This window comes from Asanoa sp. NPDC049475 (assembly GCF_040676915.1).
Lineage (GTDB): Bacteria > Actinomycetota > Actinomycetes > Mycobacteriales > Micromonosporaceae > Asanoa.
In genome coordinates this window covers 127652-145852 of sequence record NZ_JBFAPY010000003.1, presented here as the reverse complement: position 1 = coordinate 145852, position 18201 = coordinate 127652, and the positions used below count along the sequence as shown (strand labels likewise).

Annotated in this window: 21 protein-coding genes; 9 read left to right on the top strand and 12 right to left on the bottom strand. The window is 72.0% G+C overall.

Annotated features, from left to right (window positions below; genetic code table 11):
- The first annotated feature begins 5 nt into the window (after positions 1–5).
- Both AB0J88_RS11775 and AB0J88_RS11770 read left to right on the top strand, forming a co-directional pair.
- The gene (locus AB0J88_RS11775; protein WP_364345824.1) at positions 6–1628 is read left to right on the top strand and encodes a DUF885 domain-containing protein; all 1623 of its coding nucleotides are present in this window, start codon (positions 6–8) and stop codon (positions 1626–1628) included.
- Positions 1625–2080: an ASCH domain-containing protein gene (locus tag AB0J88_RS11770; RefSeq protein WP_364345826.1), complete on the top strand. Its 456-nt coding sequence runs from the start codon at positions 1625–1627 to the stop codon at positions 2078–2080. The genes AB0J88_RS11775 and AB0J88_RS11770 overlap by 4 nt, the downstream gene beginning before the upstream one ends.
- Here the strand turns inward: AB0J88_RS11770 and nudC are convergent.
- Positions 2026–2829, bottom strand: a complete 804-nt coding sequence (gene nudC / locus AB0J88_RS11765; protein WP_364345828.1) for an NAD(+) diphosphatase — start codon at positions 2827–2829, stop codon at positions 2026–2028. The genes AB0J88_RS11770 and nudC overlap by 55 nt on opposite strands.
- 126 nt (positions 2830–2955) lie before the next feature.
- On the opposite strand from nudC, the gene eno reads away from it, so the two are divergent.
- From eno to AB0J88_RS11740, 5 genes are all read left to right on the top strand, one after another.
- Positions 2956–4242, top strand: coding sequence for a phosphopyruvate hydratase (gene eno / locus AB0J88_RS11760; protein ID WP_364345830.1), 1287 nt, complete (start codon positions 2956–2958; stop codon positions 4240–4242).
- A gap of 70 nt (positions 4243–4312) precedes the next feature.
- Entirely contained in the window at positions 4313–4927 is a 615-nt protein-coding gene (locus AB0J88_RS11755; RefSeq protein WP_364345832.1) for a septum formation initiator family protein, read from the top strand.
- Positions 4924–5442, top strand: a complete 519-nt coding sequence (locus AB0J88_RS11750; RefSeq protein WP_364345834.1) for a DUF501 domain-containing protein — start codon at positions 4924–4926, stop codon at positions 5440–5442. The genes AB0J88_RS11755 and AB0J88_RS11750 overlap by 4 nt, the downstream gene beginning before the upstream one ends.
- Positions 5442–5945, top strand: coding sequence for an amino-acid N-acetyltransferase (locus AB0J88_RS11745; protein ID WP_364345836.1), 504 nt, complete (start codon positions 5442–5444; stop codon positions 5943–5945). The genes AB0J88_RS11750 and AB0J88_RS11745 overlap by 1 nt, the downstream gene beginning before the upstream one ends.
- A 10-nt stretch (positions 5946–5955) precedes the next feature.
- On the top strand, positions 5956–6873 hold the full coding sequence (locus tag AB0J88_RS11740; protein ID WP_364345838.1) for a Ppx/GppA phosphatase family protein: 918 nt from the start codon (positions 5956–5958) through the stop codon (positions 6871–6873).
- On the opposite strand, the gene AB0J88_RS11735 is transcribed toward AB0J88_RS11740, so the two are convergent.
- Positions 6829–7407, bottom strand: a complete 579-nt coding sequence (locus AB0J88_RS11735; protein ID WP_364345840.1) for a TetR/AcrR family transcriptional regulator — start codon at positions 7405–7407, stop codon at positions 6829–6831. The genes AB0J88_RS11740 and AB0J88_RS11735 overlap by 45 nt on opposite strands.
- 74 nt (positions 7408–7481) lie before the next feature.
- Here AB0J88_RS11735 and AB0J88_RS11730 point away from each other — a divergent pair, with 74 nt between their 5' ends.
- Positions 7482–8408: an oxidoreductase gene (locus AB0J88_RS11730; protein WP_364345842.1), complete on the top strand. Its 927-nt coding sequence runs from the start codon at positions 7482–7484 to the stop codon at positions 8406–8408.
- Between the two features lie 15 nt (positions 8409–8423).
- Here AB0J88_RS11730 and AB0J88_RS11725 read toward each other — a convergent pair whose 3' ends face one another.
- From AB0J88_RS11725 to AB0J88_RS11680, 10 genes are all read right to left on the bottom strand, one after another.
- The gene (locus AB0J88_RS11725) at positions 8424–9788 is read right to left on the bottom strand and encodes an NAD(P)/FAD-dependent oxidoreductase (RefSeq protein WP_364345844.1); all 1365 of its coding nucleotides are present in this window, start codon (positions 9786–9788) and stop codon (positions 8424–8426) included.
- A gap of 87 nt (positions 9789–9875) precedes the next feature.
- The gene (locus AB0J88_RS11720; RefSeq protein ID WP_364345846.1) at positions 9876–10442 is read right to left on the bottom strand and encodes a hypothetical protein; all 567 of its coding nucleotides are present in this window, start codon (positions 10440–10442) and stop codon (positions 9876–9878) included.
- Entirely contained in the window at positions 10439–11803 is a 1365-nt protein-coding gene (locus AB0J88_RS11715; protein WP_364345848.1) for a DUF58 domain-containing protein, read from the bottom strand. The genes AB0J88_RS11720 and AB0J88_RS11715 overlap by 4 nt, the downstream gene beginning before the upstream one ends.
- A complete protein-coding gene (locus tag AB0J88_RS11710) occupies positions 11800–12852 on the bottom strand; it encodes a MoxR family ATPase (RefSeq protein ID WP_364345850.1) in 1053 nt (350 codons plus the stop codon). The genes AB0J88_RS11715 and AB0J88_RS11710 overlap by 4 nt, the downstream gene beginning before the upstream one ends.
- Positions 12849–13481, bottom strand: a complete 633-nt coding sequence (locus AB0J88_RS11705; protein WP_364345852.1) for a hypothetical protein — start codon at positions 13479–13481, stop codon at positions 12849–12851. The genes AB0J88_RS11710 and AB0J88_RS11705 overlap by 4 nt, the downstream gene beginning before the upstream one ends.
- The gene (locus AB0J88_RS11700; RefSeq protein WP_364345854.1) at positions 13478–14185 is read right to left on the bottom strand and encodes a DUF4129 domain-containing protein; all 708 of its coding nucleotides are present in this window, start codon (positions 14183–14185) and stop codon (positions 13478–13480) included. The genes AB0J88_RS11705 and AB0J88_RS11700 overlap by 4 nt, the downstream gene beginning before the upstream one ends.
- A gap of 2 nt (positions 14186–14187) precedes the next feature.
- On the bottom strand, positions 14188–14931 hold the full coding sequence (locus AB0J88_RS11695) for a uracil-DNA glycosylase (protein ID WP_364345856.1): 744 nt from the start codon (positions 14929–14931) through the stop codon (positions 14188–14190).
- A gap of 9 nt (positions 14932–14940) precedes the next feature.
- Positions 14941–15639: a dienelactone hydrolase family protein gene (locus AB0J88_RS11690; protein WP_364345858.1), complete on the bottom strand. Its 699-nt coding sequence runs from the start codon at positions 15637–15639 to the stop codon at positions 14941–14943.
- Positions 15640–15817: 178 nt separating this feature from the next.
- The gene (locus AB0J88_RS11685; protein WP_364345860.1) at positions 15818–16795 is read right to left on the bottom strand and encodes a hypothetical protein; all 978 of its coding nucleotides are present in this window, start codon (positions 16793–16795) and stop codon (positions 15818–15820) included.
- Positions 16792–17124, bottom strand: a complete 333-nt coding sequence (locus AB0J88_RS11680) for a PadR family transcriptional regulator (RefSeq protein WP_090788273.1) — start codon at positions 17122–17124, stop codon at positions 16792–16794. Before AB0J88_RS11680 ends, AB0J88_RS11685 begins: the two co-directional genes overlap by 4 nt.
- A 104-nt stretch (positions 17125–17228) precedes the next feature.
- On the opposite strand from AB0J88_RS11680, the gene AB0J88_RS11675 reads away from it, so the two are divergent.
- Positions 17229–18062, top strand: coding sequence for an alpha/beta hydrolase (locus AB0J88_RS11675; RefSeq protein WP_364345862.1), 834 nt, complete (start codon positions 17229–17231; stop codon positions 18060–18062).
- Positions 18063–18201: the final 139 nt, after the last annotated feature.

The following is an 18201-nucleotide window of genomic DNA, read 5'->3' as shown; positions in this document are numbered from 1 at the left end:
AGCGCATGCCCGAGTTCGTGCCTCTTGCCGAGCGGATTGTCGACGCGCTTCTCGACAGTGACCCGCACCTCGCCGCGTCGGCCGGTGACCATCGCCTCGACGGTGAGCTGCCCAATCTGTCGGCCGACGCGGTCCAGGCGCGGTTCGCCATGCTGCGCGACGCCAGCGGTGCGCTCGCCGAGGTCGACAGCGACGCGCTCGACACTCAGGAGCAGGTCGACCACGCGATCCTGACCGCCCGGGTCGAGCGCGGCATGTTCGAGCTGTCGGAGGTACGCGAGCACGAGTGGAACCCGCTCGTGCACAACCCGGGCGACCTGATCCACGAGCTGATCGCGCGTCCGTTCGCGCCGGTCGACGTGCGCCTCGAAAGCCTGACGCAGCGGCTCGAAGCGGTGCCGGACGCCCTGGCCACCGCGCGTGCCGTGCTCACGGACCTGCCGCGGATCCACGTCGAGACCGCGATCGGGCAGTTCGCCGGCGCGGCCGCGCTGGTGCGCGACGAGGTGCCGGCGATGCTGGAGCAGGCGCCGCCGATGCGGTCCACCGTGGAGCCGGCCGCCGATGCCGCGGTCGCCGCCTTGGACGGGTTCGTCGACTGGCTGCGGGCTCAGTTGCCGACCGCCGAGCGTGATCCCCGGCTCGGTCGCCGGCTCTGGGAGGCGCGGCTCTGGCACACCCTCGACACCGAGCTCACCGCCGGCCAGGTGCTCGAGCGGGCGCGGGAGAACCTCGAGCGGGTCGGTGCGGACCTGCGCCGCGCGGCCGCCGAGATGACCGGTGGGCCGGCGACCGACGAGACCGTGCGGGAGGCGCTCGGGCGGCTCGGCGCGGAGCACCCCGACAACGACACGATCGTCGACCTGGCGAAGGCGACGATGGTCGAGACCACTGACTTCGTACGCGAACACGACCTGGTCACGCTCGTCGACGACCCCTGTGTGATCCAGGAGATGCCGGAGTTCGCCCGCGGCGTCGCCGTCGCCTACTGCGACTCGCCGGGCCAGCTCGAGACCGCCGAGCTGCCGACGTTCTACTGCATCTCGCCGACCCCCGCCGACTGGTCGCCGGAGCGCGTGGAGTCGTTCTACCGCGAGTACAACAACCACATGATCCGCAACCTGACCGTGCACGAGGCGATGCCGGGGCACTACCTCCAGCTCGCCCACTCGCGCCGGTTCCAGGGCACCACCCGGGTGCGCAAGCTCGGCGTCTCCGGCCCGTTCGCGGAGGGCTGGGCGGTCTACGCCGAGGAGCTGATGACCGGCCTGCGCTTCGGCGGCCTGCCGATCCGGCTTCAGCAGCTCAAGATGCAGCTCCGGATGACCATCAACGCGATCCTCGACCAGGCCGTGCACTGCGACGGCATGACCGAGGACGAGGCGATGGCGCTGATGACCGGCCCCGGCTTCCAGGAGGAGGGCGAGGCGGCCGGCAAGTGGCGCCGCGCCCTGCTCACGTCGACGCAGCTGTCCACGTACTTCGTCGGCTACCAGGAGATCCTGGACACCGCCCTGCGCCGCCCGGCCGGCACCTCGACGCGGGCCTGGCACGACGCGATGATCGCGCACGGCTCCCCGCCGCCGCGCCACCTGCCCCTCCTGCTCGGTCTGGAGCCCCGCCTGTGAACCTCGACGACCTGCCCACGGCCGAGTTCGGCTTCCCCGGCCCGCTGCGCGACAAGCTCGTCGCCGCGATCCTGAGCGGCACCAAGACGAGCACCTCGGCGCTGCGGGCCGGCTACGTCGACGAGCCGCTGCCCGTGGTGGGCCTGGTCGAGGCCGTGGTCGACTCCGACGGCCGGCGGGTCGCGGCCATCGAGCTGACCGAGGTGCGCGAGGTCCGCGTCGGCGACGTCGACCTCCAGCACGCGTACGACGAGGGCGAGGGCTACGCCTCGGTGGCCGACTGGCGGGCGGGGCACGAGGAGTTCTGGCACAGCCCGGAGGTGCGCGCGGAGCTGGGCGACCCCGACTTCACCGTCGACGACGACACGCTGATCGTCGCCCAACGGTTTCGCGTGGTCTACCGGGCCGACTCGGCCACGGCCGCGTCGATCAGCCAGCGCGAGATCGAGTAGGCCGGCGGCAGCGCGTCGGGCAGGGCGTTCAATGGCCACCAGCGGGCCTCGGCCAGTTCCTTGCCGTCGACGACCGGCTCCGCGTCGGGAGCCGCCGTGGCCAGGAATCCGGTCAGCACCACGCCCGGCCCCGACATCGCCCACGGCTGGCTGCCGAAGTAGCGCAGGCCGGAGACCGTCAGGCCGACCTCCTCGCCGACCTCGCGGTGCACCGCCTCCTCCAGCGACTCGCCGGCCTCGACGAAGCCCGCGACCAGCGCCCACAGCTCTTTCGGCCCGTACGTGTGCTTGACCAGCAGGATCTCGTCACCGCGGCGGATCGCGGTCAACACGGCGGGGGATAGCTGCATCGGGACGTACAGATCGCAACCGGGGCAGCGGCGGGCATGCTCGCCCGGCACGTCGGTCAGCTCCGTCGCGCAGGCGCCGCAGTACCGGTGGCTGTGCCGCCAGGTGACGATCTGTAACGCTCGGCCGGCCAGCGCGGCGAGCGGCTCGTCGAGCGTCGCCGCGACCGCGGGCCAGCCCCGCCAGCGGCCGAGGGTGTCGATCCGCTCGGGCAGGCCGGCGGCCCAGACCCGGACCCCGTCGAGCGCGCCGAGCGGCACCCAGGCCACGTCGTCGGGGAGCGCGTCGAGGTCGCCGCGGCGGGGGAACGGGGTCAACAGCCGGCGACCTGCGACGAGCACGCAGTGGTCGGATGGGCTGGGCGGCGCCGTGGCGACGGCGTCAGGCACGAACCGGCTCACGGAGCCGAGAGTAGCGCCCGATACGCTGCTTGCGGGGACTTCGCGTCGCAGCGGCGACGCTTTCACGGGGACGCAGCGTCGCGGCCGCGAGACCACGACCATCAACACACGGTAGGAGTCTGAACAGTGGCCACCATTGAGGGAATCGTCGCCCGGGAGATCCTGGACTCGCGCGGCAACCCCACCGTCGAGGTCGAGGTCGGGCTCGACGACGGCACGATCGCGCGGGCCGCGGTGCCGTCGGGCGCGTCGACGGGTGCGTTCGAGGCGATCGAGCTGCGTGACGGCGACAAGGGCCGTTACAACGGCAAGGGCGTCGAGAAGGCCGTCGCCAACATCGAGGACCGGATCGTCGACCAGCTCGTGGGCTTCGAGGCCAGCGAGCAGCGGCTGATCGACCAGAAGATGCTCGACATCGACGGCACCCCCGACAAGTCGCAGCTCGGCGCCAACGCCATCCTGGGCGTCTCGCTGGCCGTCGCGAAGGCCGCCGCCGGTTCGTCGGAGCTCAGCCTGTTCCGCTACCTGGGCGGTCCGAACGCGCACCTGCTGCCGGTGCCGATGATGAACATCCTCAACGGCGGCGCGCACGCGGACTCGAACGTCGACGTGCAGGAGTTCATGATCGCGCCGATCGGCGCTCCGACCTTCCGCGAGGCGGTCCGCTCGGGCGCCGAGGTCTACCACGCCCTCAAGAGCGTGCTCAAGGCCAAGGGCCTGTCCACCGGCCTGGGCGACGAGGGCGGCTTCGCGCCGAACCTGCCGACCAACGCCGCCGCGCTGGACCTGATCGCCGAGGCGGTCGAGAAGGCCGGCTACCGGCTGGGCACCGACATCGTGCTCGCGCTCGACGTGGCCGCGACCGAGTTCTTCGCCGACGGCGTCTACACGTTCGAGGGCGAGAAGCGCAGCGCCGACGAGATGAGCGCGTACTACGAGAAGCTCGTCGCCGACTACCCGATCGTGTCGATCGAGGACCCGCTGGCCGAGGACGACTGGGCCGGCTGGACGTCGTTCACCGCGCGCGTCGGTGACCGGGTGCAGATCGTCGGCGACGATCTGTTCGTCACCAACCCGCAGCGGATCGCCCGCGGCATCGCCGAGCGCTCCGCCAACGCGGTGCTCGTCAAGGTCAACCAGATCGGCTCGCTGACCGAGACGTTCGACGCGGTCGACCTGGCGCACCGGGCCGGTTTCTCGACGATGATGAGCCACCGCTCCGGCGAGACCGAGGACACCACGATCGCCGACCTGGCCGTCGCGGTCGGCTCCGGCCAGATCAAGACCGGCGCGCCGGCCCGCTCCGACCGGGTTGCCAAATACAACCAGCTCCTCCGGATCGAAGAGGAACTCGCGGACGCGGCGCGCTACGCGGGTGCCGGGGCGTTCCCGAGGTACCGTTCGGCTAGCTGACCCCGCGTGTGTCCGGGGCCTCCGCGGAGGCCCCGGAACGCCGGGACCTCGGGGGAGGGGGTGTCGGGAAGTGACGCAGCGCCGCATGCCCAGCGGGCAGGGACCCTCCCGTCGCCCAACCGGCGCCGGCCGCGGTGCCGCAACCGGCCGGGCCAGCACCACCAGGTCCAGCCGCGAGACCGTCGTGGCCGCGCGCTCGGCTGGCACGCCACGCTCGCCCAACCGGCCGGCCGCCGCCCGCCGGGGCGCGCCGGGGGCCACCGCCGGCACCGCTCGCCGCACCGCGGCGCCCCAGCCACGCCGGCTGACCGGCCGGGCCACCGTGCTGGTGGCGGTGCTGATCGCGCTGGCACTGGCGTACACGTATCCGATCCGGGTCTATCTCAACCAGCAGTCGGACATCGCGGAGATGGAGTCGGCCCAGGCCGCCCAACGCGAGACCATCAAGCGGCTGCAGGACGAGGCCGCGCTGTGGAAAGACCCGAACTACATCAAGACCCAGGCGAGGAGCCGGTTCTTCATGGTCCTCCCCGGCGAAGAGCTGTTGATCCTGCTCTCCGACCCGGACGGCGCCGCTCGCGACGCGGGTCTCCCGCCGCCGGGAGCCACGCCACCCGAGCCCGATCCCTGGTACGGGACGCTGTGGTCCAGTGTCGAAGCAGCCAACGCGGAGAGTGCAGGATGATCCCCCCGCCCCCGGTGCGCGAAGAGGCCACCGAACGCGACCGTGCCGCCGTCGGCGCCCAGCTCGGCCGGCCGCCGCGAGCGATCCGCGCGGTTGCGCACCGCTGCCCGTGCAGCCTGCCCACCGTCGTCGAGACCACGCCGCGGCTCGCCGACGGCACGCCGTTCCCGACGCTGTTCTACCTGACCTGCCCTCGCATGACGGCCGCGTGCAGCCGGTTGGAGTCGGCCGGGCTGATGAAGGAGATGGCCGCCCGGCTCGCCGAGGACCCGGAGCTCGCCGCCCGCTACCGGGCCGCGCACGAGGACTATCTGGCGCGGCGCGAGGCGGTCGCGCACGTCGAGGAGATCGACGGCATCTCGGCCGGCGGCATGCCGGGCCGGGTGAAGTGCCTGCACGTGCTGGTCGGGCACGCGCTCGCCGTCGGCCCCGGCGTCAACCCGTTCGGCGACGAGGCGCTGGAGCAGATCGGCCCCTGGTGGGAGGGCGGCCCCTGCGTCGAGGTGGCCGACTGATGGCCGACGTCGTCATCCGGCGCGCCCGCACCGGCGACGTGCGGGCGATCCGCGGACTCATCGACGCGTTCAGCCCCGACGGCCGGCTGCTCAGCAAGGCCACGGTCACGCTCTACGAGGACGTGCTGGAGTTCTGGGTCGCGGTCGACGGCGACACCGTCGTCGGGTGCGGCGCGCTGCACGTGATGTGGGAGGACCTCGCCGAGATCCGCACGGTCGCGGTCGACCAGGCCCACCAAGGCCGCAAGATCGGCCACGACCTGGTGACCGCGCTGCTGGCCGCCGCGCGTGAGGTCGGCGTGCGCCGCGTGTTCGTGCTCACGTTCGAGACCGACTTCTTCGGCCGGTTCGGGTTCCGGGAGATCGACGGAGCGCCGGTGCCGCAGGCGGTGTTCGAGCAGCTCCTGCGCTCGTACGACGAAGGTGTCGCGGAGTTCCTGGACCTCGAACGCGTCAAACCCAACACTCTGGGCAACACGCGGATGTTGTTGCATCTCTCGTAGTGTCGACCTTGTGACCCGGGTAGCTGCGATCGACTGTGGGACCAACTCCATCCGCCTGCTCGTCGCCGACGTGGGCGCCGATGGGACCCTGACCGACGTGACCCGCCGGATGGAGATCGTCCGGCTCGGCCAGGGCGTCGACCAGACGGGCCGGCTGGCGCCGGAGGCGATCGAACGGACGCGGGTGGCGCTGGCCGACTACACGGCCCAGATTCGCGCGCTGGGCGCCTCCCGCGTGCGGATGTGCGCGACCTCGGCGTCCCGCGACGCGGCCAACGCCACGGACTTCACCGACATGGTGCTGACCACCTTGGGCGTGGCGCCCGAGGTGGTCACCGGCGACGCCGAGGCCCACCTGTCGTACACGGGCGCCGTGCGTGGCTTGGTCGCTCCGGCGCCGTTCCTGATCGTCGACATCGGCGGCGGGTCCACGGAGTTCGTCACGGGCTCGTCGGCGGCCGGACCGTCTGCGGCGATCTCGGTCGACATCGGCTGCGTCCGGATGACCGAGCGGCACCTGCACAGCACCCCACCGACGGCGTCCGAGGTGGCGGCGGCGGAGACCGACATCGCGGCGGCTGTCGACCGGGCGCTGGAGGCCGTGCCGGGGCGGGAGGCGGCGACGCTGGTCGGGGTCGCGGGTTCGGTCACGACGGTGGTCGGCATCGCCCTGGACCTGCCGGGCTACGACCCGACCCGGATCCACCACGCCCGCATCTCGTACGACGACGTGGCGAAGGTGACCGCCGACCTGCTGTCGAAGACACCGGCGGAACGCCTGGAAAACCCGATCATGCACCCCGGGCGCGCGGACGTGATCGGCGCCGGCGCCCTGGTCCTGCGGATCATCATGGAGCGCGCCGGCATGTCGTCGGTGGTGGCCTCAGAGCACGACATCCTCGACGGGATCGCGTACAGCCTCGCGTAACAGGCCCGCACTCACGATCTGGACCATTCGGTTTCGGGCGATCGCGTCCGGGCCGGTCTGCTCGCGGGCGAGGCAACCCACGATCAGCGCTTTGACGTCCGGGGTGGTCACGTCCGGACGGACCGCTCCGGCCTCTTGGGCGCGAGCCAGCAGGCCCGCCTCCGTGCCGGCCAGATCGTGGCCACCGCTGGCGGCCGCCGCCTCGATGTCGAAGCCGGCGCCGGCCAGCGCTTCGGCCAACCCACGGTTCTCGGCCGCCTGGTCGACCATGTAGCGCAGGAAGGCGTAGAACGCCTCCCCGGGTGGGTGCGTGGCCGCGAGCTCCTCGGCGCGGCCGACGATCTCCGCCACCCGGGTCGAGACGATCGCCTCGTAGAGCGACTCCTTCGTCGGGAAATGCCGGCTTACCGTGCCGGTGCCCACGCCGGCCCGGCGGGCCACCTCGGCGACCGGGATCGAGAGCCCGTCCGTCGCGAATGCCGCCATCGCCGCGTCGAGCACCCTGCGGCGGTTCCGGACGCCATCGGCACGCACGTTTCGACCCCTTCCTAAACGGGACGCTCATCCCGTATATTCGGGATGCCCGTCCCGATTATAGAGGGAGAGTCATGAGCTGGACGATCCACGACATCGGCGATCTCCGCGGCCAGGTCGCGCTGGTGACCGGCGCCAACACCGGCATCGGGCGCGTGACCGCCGAGGTGCTCGCTCAGCACGGCGCGACCGTCGTGCTGGGCTGCCGTGACCTGACCAAGGCCGGCTGGGTCGCGACCGCGATCCGCCGAACCGGCGGAGTAGCCGAGCCGCTCCACCTGGACCTCGCCTCGCTCGCCTCGATCGCGACCGCGGCGGACCGCTTCCACCAGCTGCACGACCGGCTGGACCTGTTGATCAACAGTGCGGGCGTGATGATCCCGCCTTACGGCCGCACGGAGGACGGCTTCGAGCTGCAGTTCGGCGTCAACCACCTCGGCCATTTCGCCCTGACCGGGTTGCTGCTCGACCGCCTGCTCGCCGCCCCGGACCCGCGGGTGGTCACCGTCAGCAGTGCCGGCCACTGGCGCGGGCGGATCGACTTCGCCGACCTGCATTCGACCCGCGGTTATGTGCCGCAGGCCGCGTACAACCAGTCGAAGCTGGCCAACCTGCTCTTCGCGTTCGCTCTCCAGCGGCGGTTGGGCAGCGCCGGCCGGTCGGTCGCCGCGCATCCGGGCGCCGCCCGCACCGAACTCATGCGGCACAGCCCTTGGCATTTCCGGTTCGTGGTCAGCCGGCGCACGAAGTGGCTGTTCTCCTGGCTGATCCAAGACGAGCGGCAGGCGGCGCTGCCGTCCCTGCGTGCGGCGACCGACGCGCACGCCGCCGGTGGTGACTACTTCGGGCCGAGCGGATGGCGGGAGTTCACCGGGCGCGACGCGGTGCTGGTGCCGGCCGCCCCGGCCAGCCGCGACGTCGCCCTCCAGGAGCGTCTCTGGGCCGAGTCGGAGCGGCTTAGCGGTGTCACCTATGAAGCGACGAGGGGCGCCCCCGGGTAGGGGCGCCCCTCTGCCTCATCTGCGGCCGGCTATCGCCGGTTCCCGTTCGGTTGGCGGCGCCGGAATGTGCGGAGTCACCTCGGTGAACTCTTCCTTCGGGTCGTGCAGCTGACCCAGGGAGACCGTCTCGCGGCGCAGGAACAGGGCCAGCGTCCAGTCGATCAGGACCCGCACCTTGCGGTTCGTCGACGGGATCCGGCTCAGGTGGTACGCCCGGTGCATCAGCCACGCCAGGATGCCCGTGAGCTTGATGCCGTAGACCTGGGCCACGCCCTTGTGCAGGCCGAGGCTGGCCACGCTGCCGGCGTGCTTGTGCTTGTACTGCTTCGGCTTGCGGCCCCGGATCACCGAGCGGATGTTGTCGGCGAGCTGCTTGGCCTGGCGCACCGCGTGCTGCGCGCTCGGGGAGCAGAACGACCCGGGCGGACCGGTGAGGTCGGGCACCGCGGCGCAGTCGCCGGCGGTCCAGGCGCCCTCGACGACCTCGTCGCCGTCGACGATCTGGAGACTGGCGTTGGCCGTGAGCCGGCCGCGCTGGTCCTTCGGCAGGTCGACGAAGTCGAGCATCGGCGACGGCTTCACGCCCGCGGTCCAGACGATCGTGTCGGCCGGCATGCTGTCGCCGTCGGAGAGCTTGACGATGCCGTCGACGCACGACTCCAGGCGGGTGCCGAGGCGGATGTCGAGCTTGCGCTTGAGGAGCACCTGCACCGTGTACGCGCCCATGTCGCGGTCGACCTCGGGCAGCACCCGGTTGGTCGCCTCGACGAGCACCCAGTGCATCTCGTCGGTGGACAGCTCCGGGTAGTAGCGCTTGACCGCGTCGTGCGCCATGTCCTCCATCTCGGCCACGGCCTCGATGCCGGCGTAGCCGCCGCCGACGAAGACGAAGGTCAACGCCCGCTCGCGTACGGCCGGGTCGGTGGTCGCGGCAGCCACGTCGAGCTGGTCGAGCACGTGGTTGCGCAGGTAGATGGCCTCGCCGATGGTCTTGAACCCGATGCCGTGCTCGCGCAGACCCGGGATCGGCAGGGTACGGGAGACGGAGCCCGGCGCCACGATGATGTGGTCGTACTCGATCTCGCGCGGCGGGCCGATGATCGGCTGCACCGTGGCGACCTTGCGGTCGTGGGAGACGTCGGTGACGGTCCCGGCGACGATGTGACAGTTGCGCAACTCGCGCCGCAGCGGCACGACGGCGTGCCGAGGGGAGATGTTGCCCGCCGATGCCTCAGGGAGGAACGGCTGGTACGTCATGTGCGGGTTCGGATCGACAACGGTCACCTCGGCCTCGCGGGCACGCAGCTTCTTCGACATGCGAAGAGCCGCGTAAAGCCCGACGTGCCCGGCACCGACCACGAGAATCCGTTGAGGTCTCACGTCGTCAACGATCCTCTTAACGCCCCGCGATCGCCGCCTCAGAAGGGCGATTTGTGATGGAGGACAACCATGTGACCTGCATGACGTTCAGGCGCGGCGCTTGACGAGCCAGCCCAGGACAGCGGCGATTGTGACGGCGACCACCAGACCGCCCAGCGCGGCCAGGGTCAGCGACGAGTCGCCACCGATGCCCGCGATCGAGACCAGGAGCACGCCGCAGACCGCCGCGGCCAGCACCACCGCCGCCGCCCGGGCCACCCAGCGGGCCAGGACCTCGGTCGCGACCAGGGCGTCGCTGGGCAGCACCGCGGCCAGCGCGGCCAGGGAGTGGGCCAGGTAGAGCGAGGTCGACAGGCCCAGGAGGCGCCAAAGCTCGATGCCCTCGACCGACTCGGCGGTCACGATCACCCAGCCGACCACGATCGCCACGATGAGCAGCGTGGTGGTCACTCCGCGCGGCGCGAGCGCCGGGAGGGCGGCCACCAGGACCAGAGCTGCGACGGTACGCCCGAAGAACAGCGCGGGCGGGAAGGCGAAGCCCATCGCGGCCAGGAACGCGGCGAAGCCGCCGACGCGGATCAGCAGTGGGACCATCGTGGCGCGGGTGATGGTCGTGTGCAGCCGCCGGAACCTCTGCGTGAGCGCCCCGATCATCGACCCACCGCCTTCGGTGCCGAGGCCAGCCGGGCCACGTCGCGCAGCACCGTGTCGAGGCTGCCGGCGCCCGCCCAGGCGACCACGGGCACGCCGTGCTCGCGAAGCTGGTCGATCATGTTGTCCCGTTCGAGTCGCCAGACCCGGTGGGCGATCTCCGTCCACGGCCCGCGGACCGGCGGCGCCGCCTGCTCAGGCAGCGTGTCGACCGCGACCACGTAGCGGCCGGATCGGGCCAGCCGGGCCAGCATCTCCGCGGACCGGTTGTCGATCAGCGGGGTCAGCACGACGACGAGCGCGTTGTGCGAGAGCACCTGGGAGCCGAAGACCGTGTCGTACGGCTGGAACTCGGCCGGAATGACCTTCACGTCCAACAGCCACTCGAGCACCGTCAGATACTGCCGGCGGCCCGTGGCCGGGCGGAGCCGCCGCGCGACCGGACCGTACTCCAGCAGCGAGACCCGGTCGCCCCGGTGCAGGTAGTGCTCGGCGATGGCGGCCGCCGAGCGGACCGTCATGTCGATCACCGAGGCGGAGCCCTTCGCCCCGCCGGAGCGGCCGGCCTCGTTGAGCACGTCGAGCAGCAGCACGACCTCGGCGTCCCGGTCGGACAGCGTCGCGGCGACGTGCAGGCGCTCGGTGCGCAGCGAGACCCGCCAGTCGACGCGGCGCAGCCGGTCACCCGGTCCGAAGATCCGCACGCCGGCCAGCTCACCGCCCTCGCCCGGTCGCCGGGAGCGGTGGCCGCCGACCAGGCCGGCGGCGCGGGGCATCGCCTCGTCGGCGTCGAACGGCTCGGTCGACGGGTAGACCCGGACGTTGCGGGCGCTGCTGACCACCGGGCGTCCGGCGATCAGCCCGTCGCAGGCGGTGATCCGGGCGGACGCCGGGCCGAGCGGGTGCCGGCCCCAGCGCAACGCCTCGCCGTCGAGCTCGATCTCCTTGGAGCCGCCGCGGGCGACCGTGATGACGTGCGGGCGGTCGGCCTTCTCGACGGAGAGCCAGGGCGAGACGAGGGTACGTACCACGACCAGGTCATAACCCACGGTGTCGCGGTTGACCACCTGCACGCCTGCGGTGAGCGAGGCGCCCTCGACGTGGTGGGCGTCGTCCGTGCCCAGCCGGATCCGAGGCACCGCACCCGGCCGGCGGCGCAGGGCGAAGGCGGTGCCGATGGCGAACGGCGCGGCCAGCACCACCAGGTCGACCCGGCCGAGCAGCACACCGGCGATCAGCATGAGGCCGGTGAGCAGCACCGCCCGCCCGAGCGCGCGGGTCGGCACCCACTGCGGCTCGGCCTGCTCGTCCTCGACCGGCGCCACCACCTCGGGCACCGCCGGCCGTTCCTCAAGGAGAGTCATTGCCCGTGGCGAGACGGCGTCGGCACCTCGGCGAGGCGGACCCCGGGGTTCGTGTCGGTCATCGCGTTGTAGCTGGGCAGCGCGCCGCTGGCCGGGGCCGGCGTCTGGTCGAGCACCTCGGCGACGACGAACGACGGGTCGACCCGGCGCAGCCACATCTCGGGGCGCAGCGTGATCCGGTGGGCCAGCGCGGGCGCCGCCACCTCCTTGACGTCCTCGGGCACCACGTAGTCGCGGCCGGCGAGGACCGCCTTGGCGCGGGCCAGCAGCAGCAGCGCCAAGGAGCCACGCGGCGAGGCACCGACCAGCACCGACGGGTGCTCGCGGGTCGCCGCGGTCAGGTTGACGATGTAGCGGCCGATCGAGTCCTCGACCGCGACGTCCTCGATCGCGGCCTGCATGCCGCGCAGCGTGCCGGCGTCGACGACGGGCTGGAGCTCGGCCTCCTCCTGCCGGCGGGACATCCGGCGCTGGAGGACCTCCCACTCCTCGTCGCGGTTCGGGTAGCCGAACGAGACCCGCAGCAGGAACCGGTCGAGCTGGGCCTCGGGCAGCGGGTAGGTGCCCTCGTACTCGATCGGGTTGGCGGTCGCGAGCACGTGGAACGGCGGGTCCAGCCGGTACGTGACACCTTCGACCGAGACCTGCTTCTCCTGCATGGCCTCGAGCAGCGCCGACTGGGTCTTCGGCGGTGTCCGGTTGATCTCGTCGGCGAGCAGCAGGTTGGTGAAGACCGGGCCGGCCCGGAAGCTGAAGTCGGCGCGCCGCTGGTCGTAGAGGAACGAGCCCGTCACGTCGGCCGGCAGCAGGTCAGGGGTGAACTGGAGCCGGCGGAAGTCCAGCCCGAGCGCCTGCGCGAACGACCTCGCGGTCAGCGTCTTGCCCAGCCCGGGGAGGTCTTCGAGGAGCACGTGCCCGCCGGCCAGGATGCCGGCCAGCACGAGCTCGAGCGGGTCACGCTTGCCGACCACCACGCTGCCGACCGAGTCGAGCACCGCCCGCGCCATCCGGCCGACCTCGTAGACGGGCACCGGGACCAGGTCTTTCATAACCTCTCCAATGACTGGACGTAGGCCGTCGCGTCGCGCGGCGCCAGGTTGCGGGTGGGCGGTTTGGCCAGATAGGTCCACAGCGGTTCGCCGAGCAGCGCGCGCGCCCGGTCCGGCTCGCCGGCACGGGTCAGGCCGTGCCGCTGGCGCAGCCGCTCGTCGACGATCTCGGCGAGCGTGCGCTGCACGGCGCGGGCGGATCCGGCGTCGCTGCCGGCCCGCTGCAGCAGGCGCTCCCAGCGGCCGACCACCGTGCGAAGCGCGTCGCGCTCGCTGAAGTTGTACGAGCCGTCCTCGGTCGCCGCCACCGAGGAGCGCCGGCGATGGCGGGTCAGCTGGGGCGGTACGAGCGCGCTGGTCACCCGGCGTAGCACGATCAGGGCGACGATGACGCTGACGACCGCGACGATCGGCACCGTGTAGCCGGCCACCCGCAGCCCGAAGATCGCGACCGCCGCGAGCGCGGCCCCGACGAACGCCGCCTTGATCCACCAGCGCAGGCCGGTGCCGGAGCGGCCGCCCCGGCGCGCGGGCTCGTCGTCCTCCTCGAACGTGAAGAGGTCGTCGATCAGGGTCTCGTCCTCGACGCGATCGTCGAGATCGTCGTCGTAGTCAGCCGCGCGGGTCATACCGACGCCCCTGCCATGAGCTCGGTGCGGATCCGCTGGAGGGCCGAGCGGGCCTGGGTGCGCATGCGGTCGTCGACGGCGTGGGTGGCGTAGCGCGCCTCGCGGTAGACGTCGGCCAGCGCGGCCAGCACGTCGGCGCTGATCTGGTGCGCATGCAGCAGCCGGGCGACCAGGTCGGTGGGGCTGTCGCCGACCTGCTTGGGCGTGCCGGCCGCGGCGGCCGCCTGCTCCAGCCGCAGCCAGCAGGCGATCACCGCCCGGCGCGGATCGCCGTCGGTGTCGGACAGGTCGGTCAGGCCGGCTTCGACGGCGGCGACGACCTGGTCGGCGTTGGGGGCCGGTGCGGCCGGGTCCGCGTATTTCACCGGGCGCCGGCGCAGCCGGCGCAGGCCGTCGCGGAGCAGGATCCAGATCACCAGCACGACGACCACGAGCACGACGGCCGCGCAGAGGATGCCGGCGGCCGGCGCGAGCCAGCCGGGAAGCTCGCGGGGCTCGGCCGCGGCGACCTCCTCCTCGGGTGGGAAAGAGGGCTGGACCGGCTGGCTGAAGTCCTCCTGCCCACCTTGCGCCTGTTCGGCCGCCGGTTTGGCCTCGACCTGGCCGATCTGCAGCGACGAGTGGCCGGCGGCCAGCGCGGCGAGGCCGAGCAGGCCGACCACCAGCGCGAGCGGCCACCAGCGGCGCAGGGATGCGAGATCCATGCCTATGCCCCCCTGGCCAACTCCTTGGCCCGAGCGAAGATGTCGTCGAGCATCGCGGGCGTCAGCCGGCCGGTGAAGGTGTTCTGCTGGCTGACGTGATAGCACCCGAGCAGGTGAGGAATTCCACCGTCCGGGCTCGTCCAGTGTGCCCCATGACCGAACGCTGGGCGCGGACTGGGCGGCGCGCCGCCGTACACCCTGCTCATCGCCGGCCACCATGCGGCCCACGCGAACGCACCCAGCGCGACCACGACGCGCACAGTCGGTTTTATCAGTTCGAGCTCGCGCCAGAGCCAGGGCGCGCACGTGTCGCGCTCGACCGGCGTCGGCTTGTTGTCCGGAGGGGCGCACCGCACCGACGCGAAGATCCGCAGGTCGTCCAGTTCGAGCCCGTCGTCAGCGGACACGCTGGTCGGCTGGTTGGCCAGGCCCGCCCGGTGCAGCGCGGCGAACAGCACGTCCCCCGAGCGGTCGCCGGTGAAGATCCGGCCGGTGCGGTTGCCGCCGTGTGCGGCCGGTGCCAGACCGAGGATCGCGATGCGCGCGTCAGCGGCGCCGAAACCGGGCACCGGCCGTCCCCAGTAGACCTGGTCACGGAACGCCGCCCGGCGGGTCGCCGCCACCTCTTCCCGCCACGCGACCAGGCGCGGGCAGGCGAAGCAGTCGACCACGCCGGCGTCCAGCGCGGACAGGTCGGCCGAGCCGGCCGCGCGCGCGACGACCTCGGCGGGGGAGTGCACCACCACCGCTTGTTCTTACACCACCGTGGGCGCCAGTCTCCGTACGGTCTCGATGGTGCGTGCCCAGGCCGTCACCGCGTCGACCCGGTCGTAGCTCTCCGGGTGGTCGTCGTTGAAGAACGAGTGCCGGCTGCCGGGGTAGTCGTAGAGCTTCACGGTGCCGCCGCCCGCCACGATCGAGTCCGCGGCCGACGTGATCGCTGGCGCGGCCGAGGTGCCGTCTTCCTCGGTGCAGTGGATCACCGCGTGCTTGCCGGCATAGCCGGACCACTCGGGTGCGGCCCACTCCCAGGGCAGCGAGGGGTAGAAGCCGACGCCGGCTGTGATGCGCTCGGAGAGCGTCGGTGCCCAGAGGGCGAGGCTGCCGCCGATGCTGAAGCCGACCGCGCCGATCTCGCCGTCGACCTCGGGGCGGGCCGCGAGGAACTCGGCCGCGCCGGTCAGGTCGTGTGCGACCCGCTCGCGCGAGAGGTCGGTGGCCAGCTGGTGTGCGGTCTCCCGGTCGGCCGTCGAGCGGCCCCGGTAGAGGTCGGGCGCGAGGGCGACGAAGCCTGCCTCGGCGAAGCGGTCGGCGATCGCGGTGATGTGCGGGGTGAGGCCCCACCACTCGTGCAGCACGATCACGCCGGGTGCGCCTGCGGTGGCACCGGCCGGCACGGCGAGGTAGCCGTCGGTGGTGCCCCCAAGGCTCGGGAAACTGACCTTCGTACCCATGGGCCGTCCTCCTGTCGGGTCAGACATCGTCGGCTGCCGTAAATGCGGTCCGCGGGTAGCGGTGCCAAAACCTTGCCATGCCGTACGGGCGAACGAAAGACGACAGCGACGTGGCATACACCTCGCTTTTCGCGCTCGGTGCACGCCGCGTCGCCCTCGATGCGGATCGATATGATGTTCAGTTGGTCCCCGTCGGCGTCGGCGTCGGCGTGGTGGTCGGCGGCGGCGGCGTCTCGCTCGGGTCGACCGTCGGCGCCACCTCCGTCGGCTCCGCCTGCGGTTCCTCGACCTGGCCGGCCCGCGGCGCGACGACGTAGGGCCGCTGGTTCGGGCAGTACGGATACATCGGGGCGCCTGCCTGAGCCTGGTAGAACGCCTCCTGGCAGCGGTACGGATCGCCGAGCTGGATCGGGTTGCCGCCCTGGTCGTACAGGCTCACGTCGGTCAGCGGGTTGCCGTTCGAGTCGTAGACGTAGACGTCCTGGATGTACTCGTACGGGTTGCCTGACACGCTCTGGGGCTGGTCCCAGCCGCCGCCGTACGTGTCGGCCTTGTCGAAGACGACGAGGCCGAAGAGCACCAGCGCCACTCCGCCGATCGCGAGCCCGGTCCGGGGCGTCGACGAGAGCGTGGGCTCGCGGCGGCCGAGCCAGATCGACCCCACCAGGCAGACCGCGAGCAGGAGCGTGGCCGCCAGGGTGCTGCCGCCGAGCCGAGGGAGCAGCCCGGCCTCGTTGCCGTTGGAGGTCATCCAGGTGATCGCCATCGCGGCCAGGTATCCGCGGAGCACCCACCAGGCCGGCGTCAGCATGCGGAGGAACTCGCTGGCCCGTCCGTAGCCGAGCAGCGGGCCGGTCTTGCGGTCGGCCGCACCGACCACGCCGCGTGCCCGGCGCACGACAGCGGCGATCCGATCGTCGAAGCCGCGGGCGGTGGGCGTGGTCACGACGCCGAGACCGGCGGCCGTACGAAGCTCGGCCGCGTACGCCTCGGGCGGCCCGAGCCGCTCGACCAACGTGGCGTCGCCCTCGGCGGCGACCTCCGCGAAGTGCTCCGGCAGGTCCTCCAGAAGCTCGTCGCGGACAGCCGGGTCGAGGTCGGCGAGCGCGCGCCGAACCGCCTCCAGATAAGCCTCCTGCTCTGTCGTGACGTTCATGCCGCCACCCCCCGTTCGTCGAGCAGGCCGTCCATCGTGGAGGCGAACGTGCGCCAGGTCTTGCCGGCGCGGTTGAGCTGGTCGCGACCGGCGGCGTTGAGGCCGTAGTACTTGCGGTGCGGCCCCTCCTCGCTCGGCACGACGTAGGTGGTCAGGAGCCCGGCCTGGAAGAGCCGGCGCAGGGTGCCGTAGACGGAGGCGTCGCCGACCTCGTCGAGCCCGGCCGTCCGCAACCGGCGCAGGATGTCGTAGCCGTAACCGTCCTCGTCCTTGAGCACGGCCAGCACAGCGAGGTCGAGCACCCCCTTGAGCAGCTGGGTGGTGTCCACGGTGGAGAAGCTACTTCGCATTGCGAGGTAGTGTCAAGCGCGGGGTAGCCCAAACGGGTTAAAGCCGCATTTACGGGTAAGTCCGGCGGGAGGAGGAGATGTCAATGGCGAAAACCCAGCAGATCAAACCCCAGTTCCGCCGGATCGACGGGCTCTCCGTCCGGTACGCCGAGAGCGCGCCGCGCGACGCCGACGCCCTGCTGCTCAGCCCGTGGCCGGAGAGCGTCTACGCGTTCGACCAGATGTGGTCGCACCTCGCCGAGGACACTCACCTGGTCGCGATCGACCTGCCCGGCTTCGGCCGGTCCCAGCGCCGCGACGCGATGATGTCACCGCACGCGATGGGCGACTTCGTGGTGCGCGTCGCCGACGAGTTCGAGCTCGAGCAGCCGCACATGGTCGGCCCCGACGTCGGCACCGGCACGGCGCTGTTCGCGGCGGCCAACCACCCCGGCCGGCTGCGCAGCCTCGTCGTGGGAAGCGGGGCCAGCAGCGTGCCGATCACCCTGGAGGGGCCGCTGCGGGACTGGGTGCTGAGCCCGAGCGTCGACGAGTACCGCGCGGTCGACGGCCGCGTGATCGTCAACGCGGCGCTGGGGACCATCCAGGACTACGACCTGCCGGGCAAGATCAGGGAGGACTACCTCTCGTCGTACGAGGGAGACAGGTTCGTCGAGTCCATGAGCTATGCGCGGGCCTACCCGGAGGACCTGCCCGTGCTCCGCGACAAGCTCGGCACCCTGACGACGCCCGTCGAGATCATCGCGGGCCGGGACGACCGCGCGGTGCCGACGGCGAACGCGGAGTTCCTGCACGACCGCCTGCCGCACAGCAAGCTCGACATCATCGACGCCGCGCACTTCGCGTGGGAAGAGGCGCCGACCACGTACGCCGACCTGGTCACCTCGTGGTGGACCGGCGGCTACCGCAAGCCTTAGGGCCTTTATCGTGGATCATGGCGGCACGCCGCCGGATCCAGGCGGCGTCCGGGCGCACGCGGAGACCGGCCAGATACAACACCGGTATCCGACCGGCCTCCGCGCACGCCCGGACGCCGCCTCGACCTCGCCGGCGCAC

Bases quoted from the DNA above. Each gene is read 5' to 3' on its own strand.
- AB0J88_RS11775 (WP_364345824.1), top strand. From the start codon at position 6: ATGCCCGAGTTCGTGCCTCTTGCCGAGCGGATTGTCGACGCGCTTCTC.
- AB0J88_RS11750 (WP_364345834.1), top strand. From the start codon at position 4,924: ATGATCCCCCCGCCCCCGGTGCGCGAAGAGGCCACCGAACGCGACCGT.
- AB0J88_RS11745 (WP_364345836.1), top strand. From the start codon at position 5,442: ATGGCCGACGTCGTCATCCGGCGCGCCCGCACCGGCGACGTGCGGGCG.
- AB0J88_RS11730 (WP_364345842.1), top strand. From the start codon at position 7,482: ATGAGCTGGACGATCCACGACATCGGCGATCTCCGCGGCCAGGTCGCG.
- AB0J88_RS11720 (WP_364345846.1), bottom strand. From the start codon at position 10,442: ATGATCGGGGCGCTCACGCAGAGGTTCCGGCGGCTGCACACGACCATC.
- AB0J88_RS11715 (WP_364345848.1), bottom strand. From the start codon at position 11,803: ATGACTCTCCTTGAGGAACGGCCGGCGGTGCCCGAGGTGGTGGCGCCG.
- AB0J88_RS11710 (WP_364345850.1), bottom strand. From the start codon at position 12,852: ATGAAAGACCTGGTCCCGGTGCCCGTCTACGAGGTCGGCCGGATGGCG.
- AB0J88_RS11705 (WP_364345852.1), bottom strand. From the start codon at position 13,481: ATGACCCGCGCGGCTGACTACGACGACGATCTCGACGATCGCGTCGAG.
- AB0J88_RS11700 (WP_364345854.1), bottom strand. From the start codon at position 14,185: ATGGATCTCGCATCCCTGCGCCGCTGGTGGCCGCTCGCGCTGGTGGTC.
- AB0J88_RS11690 (WP_364345858.1), bottom strand. From the start codon at position 15,639: ATGGGTACGAAGGTCAGTTTCCCGAGCCTTGGGGGCACCACCGACGGC.
- AB0J88_RS11685 (WP_364345860.1), bottom strand. From the start codon at position 16,795: ATGAACGTCACGACAGAGCAGGAGGCTTATCTGGAGGCGGTTCGGCGC.
- AB0J88_RS11675 (WP_364345862.1), top strand. From the start codon at position 17,229: ATGGCGAAAACCCAGCAGATCAAACCCCAGTTCCGCCGGATCGACGGG.